General features: G+C 59.6%; 14 protein-coding genes. 7 read left to right on the top strand and 7 right to left on the bottom strand.

Annotated elements, in window-relative coordinates; translation table 11 throughout:
* Positions 1-252: 252 nt before the first annotated feature.
* A complete protein-coding gene (gene ychF, locus PH547_RS07105) occupies positions 253-1,356 on the top strand; it encodes a redox-regulated ATPase YchF (protein ID WP_285167865.1) in 1,104 nt (367 codons plus the stop codon).
* 21 nt (positions 1,357-1,377) lie between these two features.
* Here the strand turns inward: ychF and PH547_RS07100 are convergent, their stop codons facing one another.
* Entirely contained in the window at positions 1,378-2,502 is a 1,125-nt protein-coding gene (locus PH547_RS07100) for a hypothetical protein (RefSeq protein WP_285167864.1), read from the bottom strand.
* A 179-nt stretch (positions 2,503-2,681) separates the two neighbouring features.
* Between PH547_RS07100 and PH547_RS07095 the strand changes: the two genes are divergently transcribed.
* Both PH547_RS07095 and PH547_RS07090 read left to right on the top strand, forming a co-directional pair.
* Positions 2,682-3,146, top strand: a complete 465-nt coding sequence (locus PH547_RS07095) for a MaoC family dehydratase (RefSeq protein WP_283046650.1) — start codon at positions 2,682-2,684, stop codon at positions 3,144-3,146.
* Positions 3,143-3,610 (top strand): MaoC family dehydratase, encoded by a 468-nt coding sequence (locus PH547_RS07090; protein ID WP_104823748.1) that lies wholly within the window; start codon positions 3,143-3,145, stop codon positions 3,608-3,610. Before PH547_RS07095 ends, PH547_RS07090 begins: the two co-directional genes overlap by 4 nt.
* A gap of 40 nt (positions 3,611-3,650) precedes the next feature.
* Here the strand turns inward: PH547_RS07090 and PH547_RS07085 are convergent, their stop codons facing one another.
* The 4 genes from PH547_RS07085 to petA all read right to left on the bottom strand — a co-directional run bounded on the left by PH547_RS07085 (position 3,651) and on the right by petA (position 7,072).
* On the bottom strand, positions 3,651-4,193 hold the full coding sequence (locus PH547_RS07085) for an adenine phosphoribosyltransferase (protein ID WP_104823749.1): 543 nt from the start codon (positions 4,191-4,193) through the stop codon (positions 3,651-3,653).
* A gap of 119 nt (positions 4,194-4,312) precedes the next feature.
* Positions 4,313-5,179 carry a cytochrome c1 gene (locus PH547_RS07080; protein ID WP_104823750.1) on the bottom strand — a complete coding sequence of 289 codons (867 nt, stop codon included), beginning with the start codon at positions 5,177-5,179 and terminating at the stop codon, positions 4,313-4,315.
* A gap of 25 nt (positions 5,180-5,204) precedes the next feature.
* Positions 5,205-6,479, bottom strand: coding sequence for a cytochrome b (locus PH547_RS07075; RefSeq protein WP_104823751.1), 1,275 nt, complete (start codon positions 6,477-6,479; stop codon positions 5,205-5,207).
* A gap of 14 nt (positions 6,480-6,493) precedes the next feature.
* Entirely contained in the window at positions 6,494-7,072 is a 579-nt protein-coding gene (gene petA / locus PH547_RS07070; RefSeq protein ID WP_104823752.1) for a ubiquinol-cytochrome c reductase iron-sulfur subunit, read from the bottom strand.
* A gap of 469 nt (positions 7,073-7,541) precedes the next feature.
* Here petA and PH547_RS07065 point away from each other — a divergent pair, with 469 nt between their 5' ends.
* Positions 7,542-8,489: an endonuclease/exonuclease/phosphatase family protein gene (locus PH547_RS07065; protein WP_104825156.1), complete on the top strand. Its 948-nt coding sequence runs from the start codon at positions 7,542-7,544 to the stop codon at positions 8,487-8,489.
* Between the two features lie 55 nt (positions 8,490-8,544).
* Here the strand turns inward: PH547_RS07065 and PH547_RS07060 are convergent, their stop codons facing one another.
* Together PH547_RS07060 and PH547_RS07055 are read right to left on the bottom strand one after the other, a co-directional pair.
* The gene (locus PH547_RS07060) at positions 8,545-10,407 is read right to left on the bottom strand and encodes an ABC transporter ATP-binding protein (protein ID WP_285167863.1); all 1,863 of its coding nucleotides are present in this window, start codon (positions 10,405-10,407) and stop codon (positions 8,545-8,547) included.
* A 453-nt stretch (positions 10,408-10,860) separates the two neighbouring features.
* A complete protein-coding gene (locus PH547_RS07055) occupies positions 10,861-12,714 on the bottom strand; it encodes an ABC transporter ATP-binding protein (RefSeq protein WP_104823754.1) in 1,854 nt (617 codons plus the stop codon).
* A 397-nt stretch (positions 12,715-13,111) separates the two neighbouring features.
* Between PH547_RS07055 and PH547_RS07050 the strand changes: the two genes are divergently transcribed.
* From PH547_RS07050 to PH547_RS07040, 3 genes are all read left to right on the top strand, one after another.
* Positions 13,112-13,573, top strand: coding sequence for a tRNA (cytidine(34)-2'-O)-methyltransferase (locus PH547_RS07050; protein WP_104823755.1), 462 nt, complete (start codon positions 13,112-13,114; stop codon positions 13,571-13,573).
* Positions 13,574-13,689: 116 nt separating this feature from the next.
* Positions 13,690-14,856 (top strand): hypothetical protein, encoded by a 1,167-nt coding sequence (locus tag PH547_RS07045; RefSeq protein ID WP_285167862.1) that lies wholly within the window; start codon positions 13,690-13,692, stop codon positions 14,854-14,856.
* Positions 14,857-15,067: 211 nt separating this feature from the next.
* Positions 15,068-16,711 carry a Na/Pi cotransporter family protein gene (locus tag PH547_RS07040; protein ID WP_104823757.1) on the top strand — a complete coding sequence of 548 codons (1,644 nt, stop codon included), beginning with the start codon at positions 15,068-15,070 and terminating at the stop codon, positions 16,709-16,711.
* Positions 16,712-16,808 lie beyond the last annotated feature (97 nt).

Here is a 16,808-nt window from a genome sequence, read left to right as displayed (position 1 = left end):
GATGGGCAATTTATACTGCACCGCAACCAAGCATTCAAGGAAAACAACGTTTTCGGGAGGGCGGTCAGATCAATCGACCGTGAACAGCAGCTTCGCTCACCGCCCGCAACATCATGACTCCATCACAATCGCTGGATTCCTCTGACCATCCTTCTCTACAGAAAAACAGCGCATCCGCCGTGCAAGGCTTGACCCGCAACGGCCCTTCGCCCATACGCACAGCAAAGTTTTTCAAGATATGGACAAGGTGCCATGGGTTTCAAATGCGGTATCGTCGGATTGCCAAATGTCGGCAAGTCCACTCTGTTCAATGCGCTGACCAAGACCGCGGCGGCGCAGGCAGCGAATTATCCCTTCTGCACGATCGAACCGAACACGGGTGAAGTGGCGGTCCCCGATCCGCGCATGCGCAAGCTTGCCGACATTGCCAAGTCGAAAGAGCTGATCCCGACGCGCATCTCTTTCGTCGACATCGCCGGCCTGGTGCGCGGCGCATCGAAGGGCGAAGGCCTGGGCAACCAGTTCCTCGCCAATATCCGCGAAGTTGACGCCATCGTGCACGTGCTGCGCTGCTTCGAAGACAGCGACATCACCCACGTCGAAGGCCGCATCAATCCGGTCGCCGACGCCGAGACGATCGAGACAGAGCTGATGCTTGCCGATCTCGAGAGTCTGGAGCGCCGCACCGAGCAGACGCGCAAGCGCGCCACCGGCAAGGACAAGGAATCCATGGCGATGCTGCCGATCATGGAAGCCTCGCTCCAACTGCTGAACGAAGGCAAGCCGGTGCGCACCCTGCTGTCGAAGCTCGACGCTGAGGAAACCCGCATCCTGAAGGGCTTGAACCTTCTGACCTCTCACCCCGTCCTCTATGTCTGCAATGTCGCAGAGGCCGACGCCGCGACCGGCAATGAGCATACAGCCGCCGTCGCCGCCATGGCGAAGGAACAGAATTCCGAAGTGGTGATCATTTCCGCCGCCATCGAAGCGGAAGTCGCGCAGTTGCCGGAAGACGAATCCAAGGAATTCCTCTCCGCCCTCGGCCTCGACGAAGCCGGCCTCGACCGGCTGATCCGCGCCGGCTACAAGCTGCTGCACCTCATCACCTATTTCACCGTCGGCCCCAAGGAAACGCGTGCCTGGACGATCGAAGTGGGCACCAAGGCTCCACAGGCCGCCGGCGTCATCCATTCTGATTTCGAACGCGGCTTCATCCGTGCCAATACCATCGCCTTTGACGACTACATCGCCTACAACGGCGAAACAGGCGCCAAGGAAGCCGGCAAGGCGCGCGACGAAGGCAAGGAATATATCGTCCAGGACGGCGACGTCATCCATTTCCGCTTCAACACGTAAGGCATGACGGGATTGCCGGCCTCACCTGAGCGCCGGCAGCCTTCCCTGGACCGATGCCGGCAGCAGCCGGACGACAGCGCGGCGCAGATGCGGCCAGCCGACGCCGATCACCAGCACGATCAAGCCGACGATCATCAGCACGATGAAGCTGACCTTGTCGAGCCCGGCATTATTCTGCCGCAGAATGGCGCCGATCGCGACGCCGAGTGACATCAACCCTGCGGTCACGAAAGCACGTCTATCGATGATCAGGCCGATCAGCATCATGACCACCACAATGGCGACGATGGTCAGCGCCTGCACGTAGCCGCCATGCTCCATGCCGGCAAAGAAGAACGTGCCGCTATTGCCTGCCTCAAGCTGAAATACCAGCAAGATCGCCGTGTAAAGCAGAGCTGGGGCCGTCGCGAGATGCAGCCAGAAAGCCACATCCGAGCGACGCGTCCTGCGGCCGGGATCGCTAAGATCGAAGCGCATTGCCACGGCAAACGCCCCGAGCGCGGCCGCAAACATGATGCCGAACGACGGCAGCGGATAATTCAAGACGACATTCGATGCGCCGGCAGCAAGACCGATCAGATAGAAGACGCCGGCGAGCAATAGCGCGAACAGCGAGAAGAGCAGCATCGCCAGCGACAGCGGCACGCGATAGCGCCAATAATACAGCGCAAGCAGCGGCGGCAATGGCAAGGCCATCATGATCCAAGAGGTCATGAGGCTCGGGCTGCCGGCATTTTGCATGCCGAAATACGTCACGGCTGCCCAGAAGGTCAAGCAAACCAGCGCGATCGTCAGCACGACGGCGGGCAGTGCCAGACGTTGGCGACGGACCAGGATTTCGGCCAGGATGATGATGGCCGGAAGCGTCGCGTAGTAGCCGGCGAGCCCCCACAAGCCGGAAAGCAGGACGATGATGCCGATGGTGATCAGCACGTCATGAAAGCCGCGGATGAAACGCGGCGCTTCGCTGTCCTCCAGCGGATTGGCAACATCGTCTTCGCGAGGCTGCGAAAGATCATTCCTGACGGCAGCCGCTTTGACGCCGATATTTCGCTCGGCCAGATAAGGCAAAAGCCTGCTGGCCTGATCCGAGGAGATGATCCCCTCGCCGGCGGCGCCTTCCAGCGCGGTCTTGAGATCGCTCATGTCTGTTCCTGCGTGGTGTTGCTGTTGCCAAGCCTCATCACATCGTCGCTGCACAATCAAGGGCTGCGAAGCACACCTTTCGCCGCACCCCTTTTCCTGTCGCGACCATGAAAACGCTTGCGCCATTGCCGTTTCCCATGCGATTGCGCACGGACGGGATGAGGAAGCCGGTGACGGATATGGCAAAACTGACATATGAGGATTTTCAGGCCGGACAAATGTTTCCGCTCGGCCCGAAACAAGTGACGGCCGAAGAGATCGTCGAGTTTGCGCGCGAATTCGATCCGCAACCGATGCATCTCGACGAAGCTGCCGGCCGCGCCAGCATCCTGGGCGGGCTCGCCGCCTCCGGCTGGCACACCTCGGCAATGTTCATGCGCATGATGACCGACAGCTATCTGCTCAACACCGAGGCCGAAGGCGCGCCGGGTATCGACTTCATGGACTGGAAGAAGCCGGTGCTGGCGGGCGATACGCTGTCGGGCCGGTCGATCGTGCTCGAATCCCGCGCCATGCGTTCTCGCCCCGGCATCGGCATCGTCAAGTTCCGCCATGAGGTAGAAAACCAGCGCGGTGAGCTGGTTTGCCTCGGCGAAAATGCGACGATGATCCGCATGCGCTTGCCCGCGGAGGCTTCAGCATGAAGATGACGGAGCTTTATCCGATCGGTGCGCGCGCCGAGATCGGCAGCCATACGTTCACGGTCGAAAATATCGTCCGTTTCGCCTCGCGCTTCGATCCGCAGATTTTCCACATGGATGCAGAAGCGGCCAGACACACGCTGTTCGGCGGGCTTTGCGCATCCGGTTGGCACACCTGCTCGGTCTGGATGCGCACCTTCGTCGACTATTGGAAAAGCGAAACCGCCCGCCTCCACGCCGAAGGCAGAAAACCGCCGAATCTCGGCCCTTCGCCCGGTTTCCAGAAGCTGCAATGGCTTCGCCCGGTCTTTGCCGGCGACACTGTCACCTACGGAGTGACCTTGCTCGCCAGCCGCCCACTGAGCTCACGCCCCGGCTGGACGCTCAACACCATCCTTTGCGACGGAACCAACCAGCACGGCACGGCGGTGTTACGGTTCGAGAGCACCGTGCTGGAGTTCGAATAAATGCCCTCGCCCTCTTTTAGAGGCGAAGGCATGCTGTTCCTCAATGTCCGGCGAATTCCACCAGGGTGTGAACTGGCACATCGAGCGCTTCCAGCTTCTTGCGGCCACCGAGATCCGGGAGGTCGATGACGAAGCAGGCGGCAACGACCTGGGCGCCGATCTGGCGCAACAATTGGGTGGCGCCGACGGCGGTGCCGCCAGTGGCGATGAGGTCGTCGACCAGGATCACCTTCTCGCCGGGATTGACCGCATCGCGGTGCATCTCCATCTCGTCGACCCCATATTCGAGGCTATAGGCGATGCGCACGATATCGTGCGGCAGCTTGCCCTTCTTGCGGATCGGCACGAAGCCGGCCGACAACTGATGCGCCACCGCGCCGCCCAGAATGAAACCGCGTGCTTCCATGCCGGCGACCTTGTCGATCTTGGTGCCGGCATAGGGATGCACGAGAGCATCCACGGCACGGCGAAACGCCCTGGCATCGCCGAGCATCGTGGTGATGTCACGGAAGATGATGCCGGGTTTTGGATAATCCGGAATGGAGCGGATGCTGGCGGCAAGCTCCGAAGCGATAGTGTTCATGAAATATGTACTCTCAGGCTATGATGGGGCCGGCCGCACCCTATCAAGACCCGTGCACGATACCAACAAAAAAGGCGGCCTCTGACGACCGCCCTTCTCTGATTATACGGCCGAGCCGCTTAGTGGGCGCCGGCCTTGGCGTAGACCGACCGCTTGGTGAGATAGATCAGCACCGAGAAGATCAGCAGGAATACGATGACCATGAAGCCGGTTTGCTTGCGGGCTTCGAGATGCGGTTCCGAAGCCCACATCAGGAACGATGAGACGTCCCTTGCATATTGATCGACCGTCTGCGGCGAGCCATCGTCATAGGTGACCTGGCCGTCGGAGAGCGGCTTCGGCATGGCGAAGGTCGCGGCAGCATCGAAATACGGGTTGTAGTGCGAGTTCTGCGGAACCGTGAAGCCAGCCGGAGGCTCTTCATAACCCGTCAGCAGCGAGTAGATATAATCCGGCCCGCCTTCCTGATACTGCGTGAAGATATCGAAGATGAACTGCGGGAAACCGCGTTCGACTTCACGCGCCTTGGCAAGCAGCGACATGTCCGGCGGCACCGCGCCATTGTTCGAGGCCGCAGCCGCTTCATCGTTCGGGAACGGCGGCGGGAAGTGGTCAGATGGAACCGCCTTGCGGGTAAACATCTCACCCTGGGCGTTCGGACCGTCCTGTACTTCATAATTGGCCGCGAAGGTTTTGACCTGCGCTTCCGAATAGCCGAGTTCTTCCAGCGTGCGGAAAGGAACCAGCTTCATCGAATGACAGGCGGAGCAGACTTCCGTATAGACCTTCAGGCCGCGCTGAAGCTGCCCCTTGTCGTAGTAGCCGAAGGGACCGGAGAAGGTCCAGTGCTGCTCCCTCGGCTCCTTGAGCGGATAGTGCGGCGTCGCAGCTTCGGCGGCGGGCTTGGTCTCCGCGGCAACGGCGGCAACGGTCGCGAAGCCACCGATGAGGGCGATCGACAGAAGGCCGGCAACAAGCTTTTTCATTGTTCTCTTCCTCTATCGTCGCCGGTTATGCTTCAACCGGAGCGGCTGTTTTGCCGTTCTGCTTTTCAAGAACCGCTTCCGTAATCGAATTCGGAATGCGTCTCGGTGTTTCCACCAGGCCGAGGACCGGCATGGCGACGAGGAAGAACAGGAAGTAGAACAGCGTCGCGAACTGCGCAGCCGTCGTGTAGATGCCTTCCGCCGGCTGCGAGCCGAGCCAGCCGAGCAGGATGGCATCAGCGATGAACAGCCAGAAGAACAGCTTGTACCAAGGACGATAGACCGCCGAGCGAATCTTGGAGGTATCGAGCCAAGGCAGAAAGAACAGCACGATGATCGCGCCGAACATCGTCAGAACGCCGCCCAGCTTGGAGTCGATCGGGCCGATGTTGAAGGTGATCGAACGCAGCATCGCGTAGAACGGCAGGAAGTACCACTCCGGAACGATGTGGGCCGGCGTCTTCAGCGGATTGGCCGGAATGTAGTTGTCGGCATGGCCGAGGAAGTTCGGCAGGTAGAAGACGAAATAGGCGAACACCAGCAGGAAGATAGACACGCCGAGCGCATCCTTCAGCGTCGCATAGGGTGTGAAGGCCACGGTGTCGGTCTTCGACTTGACTTCGACGCCGGTCGGGTTCGTCTGGCCGGTCACATGCAGCGCCCAGATGTGCAGGACAACCACGCCCGCGATCATGAACGGCAGCAGGTAGTGCAGCGAGAAGAAGCGGTTGAGCGTCGGATCGTCAACGGCGAAGCCGCCGAGCAGGAAGGTCTGGATCCAGTCGCCGACCCAGGGAAAGGCCGAGAAGAAGCCGGTGATAACGGTCGCGCCCCAGAAGGACATCTGACCCCAGGGCAGAACGTAGCCCATGAAAGCCGTCGCCATCATCAGGAGATAGATGATCACGCCGAGGATCCAGAGGATTTCGCGAGGCGCCTTATAGGAACCGTAGTAAAGGCCGCGGGCAATGTGGAGATAGACCGCCACGAAGAAGAAGGACGCGCCGTTGGCATGCATGTAGCGCAGCAGCCAGCCATGATTGACGTCGCGAACGATCTTTTCGACCGAATTGAAGGCGATTGTCGTATCCGCCGCATAGTGCATGGCAAGAACGACGCCGGTCAGGATTTGCAGAACGAGCATGACGGCCAGCATGGCGCCGAACGTGTAGGCATAGTTCAGATTGCGCGGGACCGGATAGGCGATGAAACTGTCATAGACCATACGCGGCAGCGGCAGCCGCGCGTCGACCCATTTTTCGAGCCCCGTTGATGGCTCGTAAGACGAATGACCACTCATGATTCAGCTCCCCCTCAACCGACCTTGATCTTTTTTTCTGCGGTAAACGCATATACCGGAATAGCGAGGTTCTGCGGCGCGGGCCCATGGCGGATGCGACCAGCGGTATCATAGACCGAACCATGGCAGGGACAGAACCAACCGCCGTATTCTCCCGCCTGACCAAGCGGTATGCAGCCGAGATGCGTGCAGACGCCGATCATGACAAGCCAGTTTTCCTTCCCATCACCGGCCGAACGCGCGACATCGGTCGCTTGCGCATCCGCCGGCAAATTGGCATTGCGGGCGTTCGGATCCTTCAGATCGGAGATCTGCGCACCCTTCGCGTCATCGATTTCCTTCTGCGTGCGGTTGCGGATGAAAACCGGCTTACCACGCCATTTCACCGTCATCGACATGCCGGGCTCCAGGCTCGAGACATCGACTTCGATAGAAGCAAGAGCGAGCGCCGAGGCATCCGGCCGCATCTGATCGATAAACGGCCAGGCAACGGCGACTGCGCCCACTGCGCCGGCCATGCCCGTCGTCAGATAAAGGAAATCTCGGCGAGTAGGCTCGCCCGTAGTTTCATTCGTCGTAATGTGCTCGCTCAAGGCTGGACCATCCTCATCCGCAAAACCCGCAGCTTGACGCTGCGGTACCCCCTCACTGCCGGCGAATCAACGCGACCATAATTCCGCCATAGATTCCTCCGTAACCCGCCGCGTTCTAAGCTTGATCGCAAATTATGTCCAGTCTTGGCAAGGGGTGCGGGCACAATGTCGCGGGAAAACTGCGCTATTTGGCCGTGAGTGCCGAGCTTAAAATCCCCACCGCCGGTCAAATAGACGTAAGCGCATGAAAAATCGCGAGATTCGCCCTATAGATTTTCGTATCGCAGCGCAAAATAAACAGTGATTTTAATGCTGCAATGCACCCCGGTCAGCATGAGGCTGACCGCCGATCTATACTAAGCTCTACTTCCTACTCCTTAAATCCGAATGGATTTAAGGAGCGACTTATGCGCCTTTATGCTGCGCCGCCGCTCTATGAGCCATTGGAGATATGGCTGAGGACATGACCATGAGACACACGATCTACTGCGTTCTATGCGTCCTTGCTACACTGGCACTGGCCATCCTTGCGGCGCGTTATGTTACCGATGTATGGCTGCTCGCCTTTTTCGAAAGCCTTCAGACCCATATCAGCCTTTTCGGCATCGGGCTCGCCCTCCTCGCCCTCCTCTTCAAGCGGCATTGGTATGCGGTTTTCCTGGTGGCTGTCGGTGCCGGGCTTGCGGTTCATTCAGTGGTGATGCTGCGCGAATATGCTGCCTCCCCTCCGCTCAACCCGCCGGCAGCGGCCGATGCGAGCAAGAGCTTCACCCTGCTCTCCTTCAACATCGAAGACAGCAATTTCGAAAACGGCACACGGATCGCTGACCTCATTGTCAATTCGAAGGCTGATGTCGTGGAGATTTTCGAAGCAGGCCCGATCCAATCGGAGATGAAGCGAATAACCGCCGTCTATCCCAACCGCATCGGCTGCGGCATCATGACGAGCGATTGCGATTCCCTGCTGCTATCGAAGCGCCCATTCCAGACGCAGGTCATGCACAGCCTCGGCAGCCTTTGGGACAATCGCTTCGTTCTCGCGACCATCGACATGGATGGTCAGCCGGTTAACTTTGTCTCAGCCCACCTCAGCAAACCCTATTTCGACGAGTTTCATGGAATAGAGTTGGATATACTCGGCCCGATCCTGAAAGATATTCAAGGGCCGTTGATCGTCGCCGGCGATTTCAACGCTTCGGTCATTGCGCCCGATATGCGAGGCTTCCTGAACGACACCGGTCTGCGTCACACCTTTCCAGAACCCGCCACCTGGCCGATCATGGCCGGCGCCTATGGCATTTCCATCGACCATGTCTTCGCGCGCCCGCCGCTGCGGCTGAAATCCGTGCAACAGATAACAGACGCCATGGGATCGAACCATTTCGGTTTGATGACGGAGTTCAGCGTTTCAAAATAGCTCTTTGATTTTGCTCAAGCTTATCCGGAAAGCTGTCTGACATTTTGGTGACAGCCTACTCGGCCTCGGCTGCTATGAAGCCGCCCGACTGGCGCGCCCAGAGTTCGGAATAGAGGCCGCCGCGGGCAATCAGCTCGTCATGGGTACCCTCTTCGATGATCCTGCCTTTGTCGACGACGATCAGCCGGTCGAGCTTGGCAATGGTGGACAGGCGATGCGCGATCGCAAGCACCGTCTTGCCTTCCATCAATGCTTCCAGATTGGACTGCAGCGCGGCCTCGACCTCGGAATCCAGCGCCGAGGTCGCCTCATCCAACACCAGGATCGGCGCGTCCTTCAGCATGACGCGGGCAATCGCGATACGCTGGCGCTGGCCGCCTGACAATTTGACGCCGCGCTCACCGACATGGGCGGCATAGCCCGTGCGGCCCTTCTGGTCCTCCAGCGTCGCGATGAACGTATCCGCCTCCGCCCGCCGTGTCGCCTGCGCCATCTGCTCCTCGCTCGCCTCCGGACGACCAAAGAGGATATTGTCGCGGATGGAACGATTGAGCAGCGCGGTATCCTGCGTCACCATGCCAATCTCGCCGCGCAGCGATTCCTGCCGGACCGCGGCGATGTCCTGTCCATCGATCAGGATGCGTCCGCCTTCGAGATCGTAGAAGCGCAGCAGCAGATTGACGAGTGTCGTCTTGCCGGCACCGGAGCGACCAACGATGCCGACTTTCTCGCCGGCACGAACGGTCAATGAAAAATTGTCTATGACGCCACTGCCGCGACCGTAGTGGAAGGTCACGTGCTCGAAGCGAATTTCCGGATGGACGATCTGCAGATCCCTGGCGCCCGGCCGATCGACCAGGCCGATCGGCTCCGAGACCATCTCGGCGGAATTCTGGATCGTGCCGAGATTGCGCATGATCGCATTGAACTGCGCCATCATGCGGCCGAAGAGCATGTTGAGCCGCAATACCATGCTGAGCGTGAAGGCGACGCCGCCGGTGGAAATCTCGCCCGCAAGCCAAAGATGGATGGCAAGCGCCGCGATCGTCGTGATCATCACGCCTGACAGGAGGGCCAGCGACGAGCGCACGCCGGTCAGAAGCCGCGTGAAAGGCATGACGGCGGCCTGGAAGCGATCGAAGCCGTTGCGAATATAATCATCGTTCTGCTCTTCGCGGCCGAAGAGCTTCAACGTCTGGATATTGGCATAGGCATCGACCATGCGGCCGTTCAGCATCGAAGATGCCTCGGCAGCGTTGCGCGCGTGTCGCCGGATGCGCGGCACGAAATAGCGGGCAAGCAGCGAAAATATGCAGATCCAGATCGCGATCACCAGCGCCAGGCGCCAATCAAGCCCGCCGACCAGCGCTATGGTCGAGGCGGCATAGATGATGATGAACCAGACCACCTGCAGCAGCGAGACGACGAGATCGCCGGTCGATTGCCCCGCCGACCAGACCTTGGTGACGATGCGGCCGGAAAAATCATTCTGGAAGAAACTCACCGACTGGCGCGCGACATGCACATAGGCCTGCCAGCGCACGAGATTGAGGAAGCCGGGTACGACGACCTGCTCCTCGACCAGCGCCCCGAGGCTGACCACCACGAAGCGGACGACCAGCACGACGAAAACCATGCCAAGCAGCGCGCCGCCATGGCCGGAAAGCAACCCTGCCCAGCCCGCTCCCGGCTGCACCTTGTCTAGGATATCGACCAGATGGCCAACGAACCAGAACAGCGCCGCCTCCAGCACCGCCACTGCACCACCGAGCGCCGCCATCGCCAGAAACGGCCCCTTCGCCTGACCGACATAGTACCAGATGAAAGCCCAAAGCGACCGCGGCGGACGCAGGTCGCCAGTGCGGTAATAGGGATCAATCCAGGTTTCGAACAGGCGATAGACGGAACGGATCAGCATCCCAGCGATATAGGTGGTTTCGCCTGGGGTGCAAAGGAAAGTAGGCGTGATGGAATCTTATATTTTTGTCATGTTTGACGTAGGGAAAGCGCTACGATTCACGACGCCCTGTCGTCGACATCCAGAATGCTTTGCAAGTCACGCCGCCCATTCAAGACGCGTACGACGACGAGGGTTTCACCTCGGACAAGGTAATAAACGCGAATTGTCTCGAAACCCAATACTGTACGCGATCTCAGACCATCGATATCCGGGTTGTCGAAATGGCGAGGCGATCCAGTCAATGGCGATTGTGCAGCAACTGATAAGCATTCGCGGACCGCTGGATAAGGCCATCATAACCTCCTAATTGTTCTCAATAGATAAGAAACAACAAAGATCGAATAAGGCAGTTCCACGCAGCGACATGAGCTAGCCGAAACAAAAAGGGCGAGCCCGAAGCCCGCCCTCTTTTCATTCCGCCGCCGCCTCGGCCTCTTCGTGGTCCGCCAGGAACCCACCGGACTGCCGGCTCCAGAGGTCAGCGTAGATGCCGCCGTGCTGGACCAGATCGTGATGCGTGCCCGTCTCGATGATGCGGCCCTTGTCGAGGACGATGAGGCGGTCCATCTCGGTCAATGTCGACAGACGGTGCGCGATGGCGATCACCGTCTTGCCCTGCATCAGCGCGAAGAGGTTTTCCTGGATCGCCGCTTCCACTTCGGAATCGAGCGCCGAGGTCGCTTCGTCCAACACCAGGATCGGCGCGTCCTTCAGGAAGACGCGGGCAATCGCGATGCGCTGCCGCTGGCCGCCGGAGAGCTTGACGCCGCGCTCACCGACCTGAGCGTCGAGCCCCTTGCGACCCTGCATATCCGTCAGCCCTTCGATGAACTCCCAGGCATTGGCGCGCTTGGCCGCCTCGATCACCTCCGCATCGGTCGCCTCCGGTTGACCATAGGCGATGTTGTCGCGGATCGAGCGGTGCAGCAGCGACGTATCCTGCGTCACCACACCGATCAGCGAACGCAGGCTGTCCTGGCTCACCTTGGCGATATCCTGGCCATCGATGGTGATGCGCCCGCTTTCGAGATCGTAGAAACGAAGCAGCAGGTTCATCAGCGTCGTCTTGCCGGCGCCGGAGCGGCCGACGAGACCCACCTTCTCACCCGCATGGATATCGAAGGTCAGGTTTTCGATGACACCATTGGCCTTGCCGTAGTGGAAGCGGACATGATCGAAATGGATCGCGCCCTGCTTGGCCGTGATCGCGGGTGCGGCCGGCACGTCGACGATGTCATGCGGCTTCGTCAGCATCTCGATGCCGTCATAGATCGTGCCGATGTTCTCGAACAGTGCCGAGACTTCCCACATGATCCATTGCGACATGCCGTTGACGCGCATGGCAAGCCCGATGGCGATGGCGATCGCGCCGATCGAGATCGAGCCGCTCAGCCAGAACCAGATCGACAGCGCCGAAATGACGAACAAGGCCACGCAGTTGTTGACGTAGACCGCGATGTAGAACAGCGTCACCTTGCGCATCTGCCCGTAGACGGTCTGCAGGAATTCGCTCATGCCTGCTTTGGCGTAGCCCTCTTCGCGGCCTGCATGCGAAAACAGCTTCACCGTCGCGATGTTCGTATAGCTGTCGACCACCCGTCCCGTCATCGTCGAGCGTGCATCCGCCTGAGCGGCTGCGATCTTGCGCAGTCGCGGCACGAAATAGCTGACGATGCCGATATAGATCAGGAGCCATGCGAGGATCGGCAGCATCAGCCGCCAGTCCGCCGCAGCGATGACCAAGATCATCGACAGGAAATAGGTGACGACATAGACGAAGACATCGAGGATCTTCATCACCGCTTCGCGCACGGCAAGCGAGGTCTGCATCACTTTGGTGGCGACGCGGCCGGCGAACTCGTTGGCGAAGAAGGTCATGCTGTGGCGCAGCAGGAAGCGATGCATCTGCCAGCGGGCGATCATCGGATAGTTTCCGAGCAGCACCTGATGCATGATGATGGAGTCGAGCACCGCCGCGAGCGGCAGACCGACCAGCACCATCGCGCCCATCCAGAAGAGCTTATGCCACTCCGTCTGCAGGAATGTCGCCTTGTCCGCATGCGACAGCCAGTCGACGATATCGCCCAGGAATTGGAACAAAGCCACTTCGCCGACCGCGATCAGCATGGTGAGAACGGCCATGGCGATCAGCCAGGGCGCGGCCGGCTTGGTATAATGCCAGCAGAAGGCAAAAAGACCCCGCGGCGGAACGTGCGGCACTTCGCTTGGAAAAGGGTTTAGTCGCTGTTCGAACCAGCCAAACATGAAATGCTCCAAAGACTCAGGCCCTTCGGCCACCGCTTCCGCGTCTAAAAGGGATCGCGGACTGATATGGTGGCCGGGTGATGAAAGAACGAGGCCATATCGGCCGCGCAATGAATCAAAAAAGGGGAAACTTGCAAAAACGCGCTTTAAAGCGCCCGCATCATGGCCGCGCGGCCACGGCTCGGAGGCGCATCATCACAAACAAAATATTCATCTGAGCCTCCTATGTCGCAAGTTGTAGAGCGGTTCTCTTTTACCGTGCATTAATCGCTTTGGAAAGCGAAATGTGCCCAAAAACGCGCCTGAAATCTTCAATTCTGCTGATGAAGACATCACAGAAACAAGGGATTCGACAAAAGGCGAAGACAACGCCCGGCAATTTCGTTAGTTGCAGATTATGACTTCGCTGCGCATCGCCCTCTACCAGCCCGACATTCCCGGCAACACCGGCACGATCCTTCGACTCGCCGCTTGCCTCGGCCTTGGCGTCGATATCATCGAGCCAGCCGGTTTCGACATATCGGATCGCAATCTCAAGCGCGCCGGCATGGATTACCTCGCCACCGTCACGCTGACGCGACATGTCAATTGGGAACGTTTCGAGGATTGGCGGGCGGAAAGCGGGCGGCGTCTGGTGCTCGCCTCCACCAAGGCGGCCGAACGCTATACGGATTTCACCTTTCGGGCAGACGACATCCTGCTCTTCGGCCGCGAGAGCGCCGGTGTGCCCGATCATGTGCACGAAAAGGCCGATGGTCGCATCCTGATCCCGATGGTCGCTGGACAGCGCTCCATCAATGTCGCCATGTCTGCAGCGATGATTTCGGGCGAGGCACTGCGGCAGACAAACTGGTCATAAATGTCGCGGCAAATCTGAACGCTGCAGTGGCCAATTGCCGTTGGCACGTCGGGTAAAGTGTGAGAAGCTTTCTCCTGGAAGTGCTTTACCTAACGGCAGCTCTGGCGAGGTGACCCATGTTCCAGACGGCATTCACCCTCACCCTTACTCAATTCGCGCGCACTCTCAGTCTCCCTGAACGGCTGCAGCGCTCGCCGCTACGCAATCTCACTCTGGAAGCTTTGCGCCAGCGCAACACTGCGCTCGATGCCCTGTTTTATGACGTCAAGGTCATCACCCCGGAAGAGGCCTTCTACATCAGCGGTTCGCTTGCAGCCGAAGGCTCGATCATGATCGTGCCGCCGAGCGGCGGTGCTGCGATAACTCTCTGCGAAACGCTTGAGGAGTTCGCACTTCGCGGCGGTGGCGATGCCCAGGCGCTGGCCGTCGCGGGCATCGGCGGCTCCGCCCTTGGTGCTGCTGCCTTCGCCCGCAATGTCGCCGACGCCATCGGCGCGCCGGTCGCCATCGTCGTTTCAGGATATGGTCTGGCTGACATCGTCACAGAGGCCTTTGGCGGCCACTTCTTCTTTGGCCATATGAAAGGTCTGCGGCCCGTCTTCCAAATGCTGGACGATTTTGCCGGACGACCCAAATTCGGAGTCGCCGACAAGAATGACGACGAAACAGCCTCGCGCACCAGCCTCGACACCAGGACCGTGCGGGCGCTTCTTGCCGATCCTCGCTTCTCCTTCCGCCTCCTGGCCGGCCACTCGAAAGGCAATCTGGTCATTTCGGCCGCCCTTCACGATCTCTGCAAGCAGGATGAGGCCAGGGCCGCGACATTGGCGAAGATATTGAAGATCGTCACCATCGGCGCCCGCATCGCCATGCCGCCGATTTTTTCCGATGTCGTCGATGTCATCGGCGAATGGGACTGGTTCGGCGAGATGAACTCCAGGCCATTCATTCCGGCCGATCAGCGCATTCCGCATGCCTGGCACCACACCAACACGGATTTGGCCGGCCATTTGCCTGTCACCGCAGTGCTCAAAGAGATTTTGGCCACGGCCTCAATTTCGGAAGAGACTCAAGCGGCGCCGGCGCTGCATGTCGTGGCCGAGCGGGAGGCATCGAATGCCTCGACAACCGAAACCGCCGTCCCACGGCCGTCGGAGCGCCCGGCACGGAAGCCAGCAACGATCAAGAAGGTGAAGGAAGCCTTCTCTGAAAGAACGTTGCCCGACATCCCGCCGAGGCAAGCCGACCGATCCGGTGAAATGCAGCCGCCGAAGCCGCATTAAAATCAGGCGCCCCGCAAATATTGTCAGATATGTCGTTCGCAGTGTTGAACCGCGAGCCACCGGAGACATATAATCATTAGCCGGCGAGCAAAATTGCTGCTGCTCACCAGTCGTTTCCAAGCACTGAAATTCATGCCTTTTCAGTAGCTTCCGTCCGACTTCCGACAATCATTGAAAACATGACGGCATGAGAAAGACATAAAAAGGCGAAATGGAATCCACCGTCGTGATGATCAATTTGTTCGGGGCCGTTGCTTTGCTGCTGTTCGGCCTCGCACAGGTGAAGGATGGTGTTTCACGCGCCTTTGGCGCCAAGCTCAGAACCGGCCTTGCCAGCAGCACGCGCGGCGGGCTTCGTTCCTTCACCGCCGGCTTCGTGGCAACGGTCGCGCTGCAGAGCTCGACCGCAACGGCGCTGATGATTGCCTCTTTCGTTGAGCGCGAACTCGTCTTGCCGAGCATGGCGCAGATCGTGCTGCTCGGCGCCAATGTCGGTACCGCGGTGACTGCCTGGATCGTCGCGACCGGCATCGAATGGCTGTCGCCGCTGATCATTCTCATCGGCATCGTGCTTTATCGCCGCTCGTCCACCACCAAGCAGGGCGCGGGTGCGGCACTGATCGGCATCGGCTTGATGCTTCTGTCGCTGCAATTGCTGAGCCTCGCCACGGCACCGATGCGGCAATCGCCGGCGCTTGGCGCCTTTATCGGCCTGCTGGACGGCGCTCTGCCCGTGGCATTGATCTTTTCGGCCGTGCTCGCCTTCCTCTCGTCGTCTAGTCTTGCCGTGGTCGTGCTGATCCTGTCTCTCGCTTCGACCGGCATTCTCTCCCCGGCCCTGACCGTCGCGCTCGTACTCGGCGCCAATCTCGGCGGCGCGGTCCCTCCGGTCATGGCCACCCTCTCCGGTCCCGCCACTGCGCGGCGGGTGACGCTCGGCAATCTGATCGTGCGCACCGTCGGCTGCCTCCTCGTCCTGCCCTTTGCTGGCTATATCGGCGCGTGGATGCAGGCCCTGCATTTTTCGCCGGCCAAGCTACCGGTCGACATTCACCTGCTCTTCAACATCGCCCTCGCGATCTGCGCCTGGCCTTTCTCGTCCTTCTTGTCGAAGATGATGCGGCGGATTGTGGCCGACGATCCGCGAGCCGACGACGGCCCGAAATTTCTCGATCAGCACGCCCTGAACACGCCGGTCATCGCGCTCGCCAGCGCAACGCGCGAGGTTCTGGGTGTCGGCGACCTCATCGAGCGCATGCTGATCCGGACGGAAAACGCGCTCAACAACAACGATCTTGCTCCGCTGAAGGAAATCGCGGTTCTGGAGAAGCGCGTCGACCGGATCCAGCAAGAGGTAAAGATCTACCTCTCCAAGCTCGGGCGCGAGGGATTGGACGACGAAAACGGCCGCCGCTCGATCGTCATTATCGACTATGCCATCAACCTCGAACATATCGGCGACATCATCGAGAAGGGTCTCGCCGAACAGGTTGCCAAGAAGATTGGCAAGGGCCTGACCTTCTCTGGCGATGGCTATCAGGAGCTGCAGAGCCTCCTCAACCTGACGATCGATAACCTGCGTATCGCCCAGACGATCTTCGTCACCCGCGATTTCAACCTCGCCCGCCAGCTCATGGAGGTGAAGGTCGACGTCCGCCGGCTGGAGAAACAATCCTCCGAGCGGCATCTCGAACGCCTGCGCGACGGCCGCGTTGACAGCCTGCAGACCAGCTCGCTGCATCTCGACATGCTGCGCGACCTGAAGCGCATCAATGCCCACATCGTCTCGGTAGCGCATCCGATCCTGGATGAGAGCGGGCTGCTGATCGAGAGCCGGTTGCGAAATACGCAGTAGCCGGTTGCGGCGAACGCGAAGATCGAAAACGGAAGAAAAATCCGTCCCTTATGCTTTGATTTCGTTCAACAATACAGAAAATTTCTCGTCATTGCAT

This window comes from Rhizobium cerradonense, assembly GCF_030182455.1.
In the GTDB taxonomy this organism is placed as follows: domain Bacteria; phylum Pseudomonadota; class Alphaproteobacteria; order Rhizobiales; family Rhizobiaceae; genus Rhizobium.
Note: the sequence above shows the minus strand (reverse complement) of the source record. Positions and strands in the feature narration are given on the sequence as shown.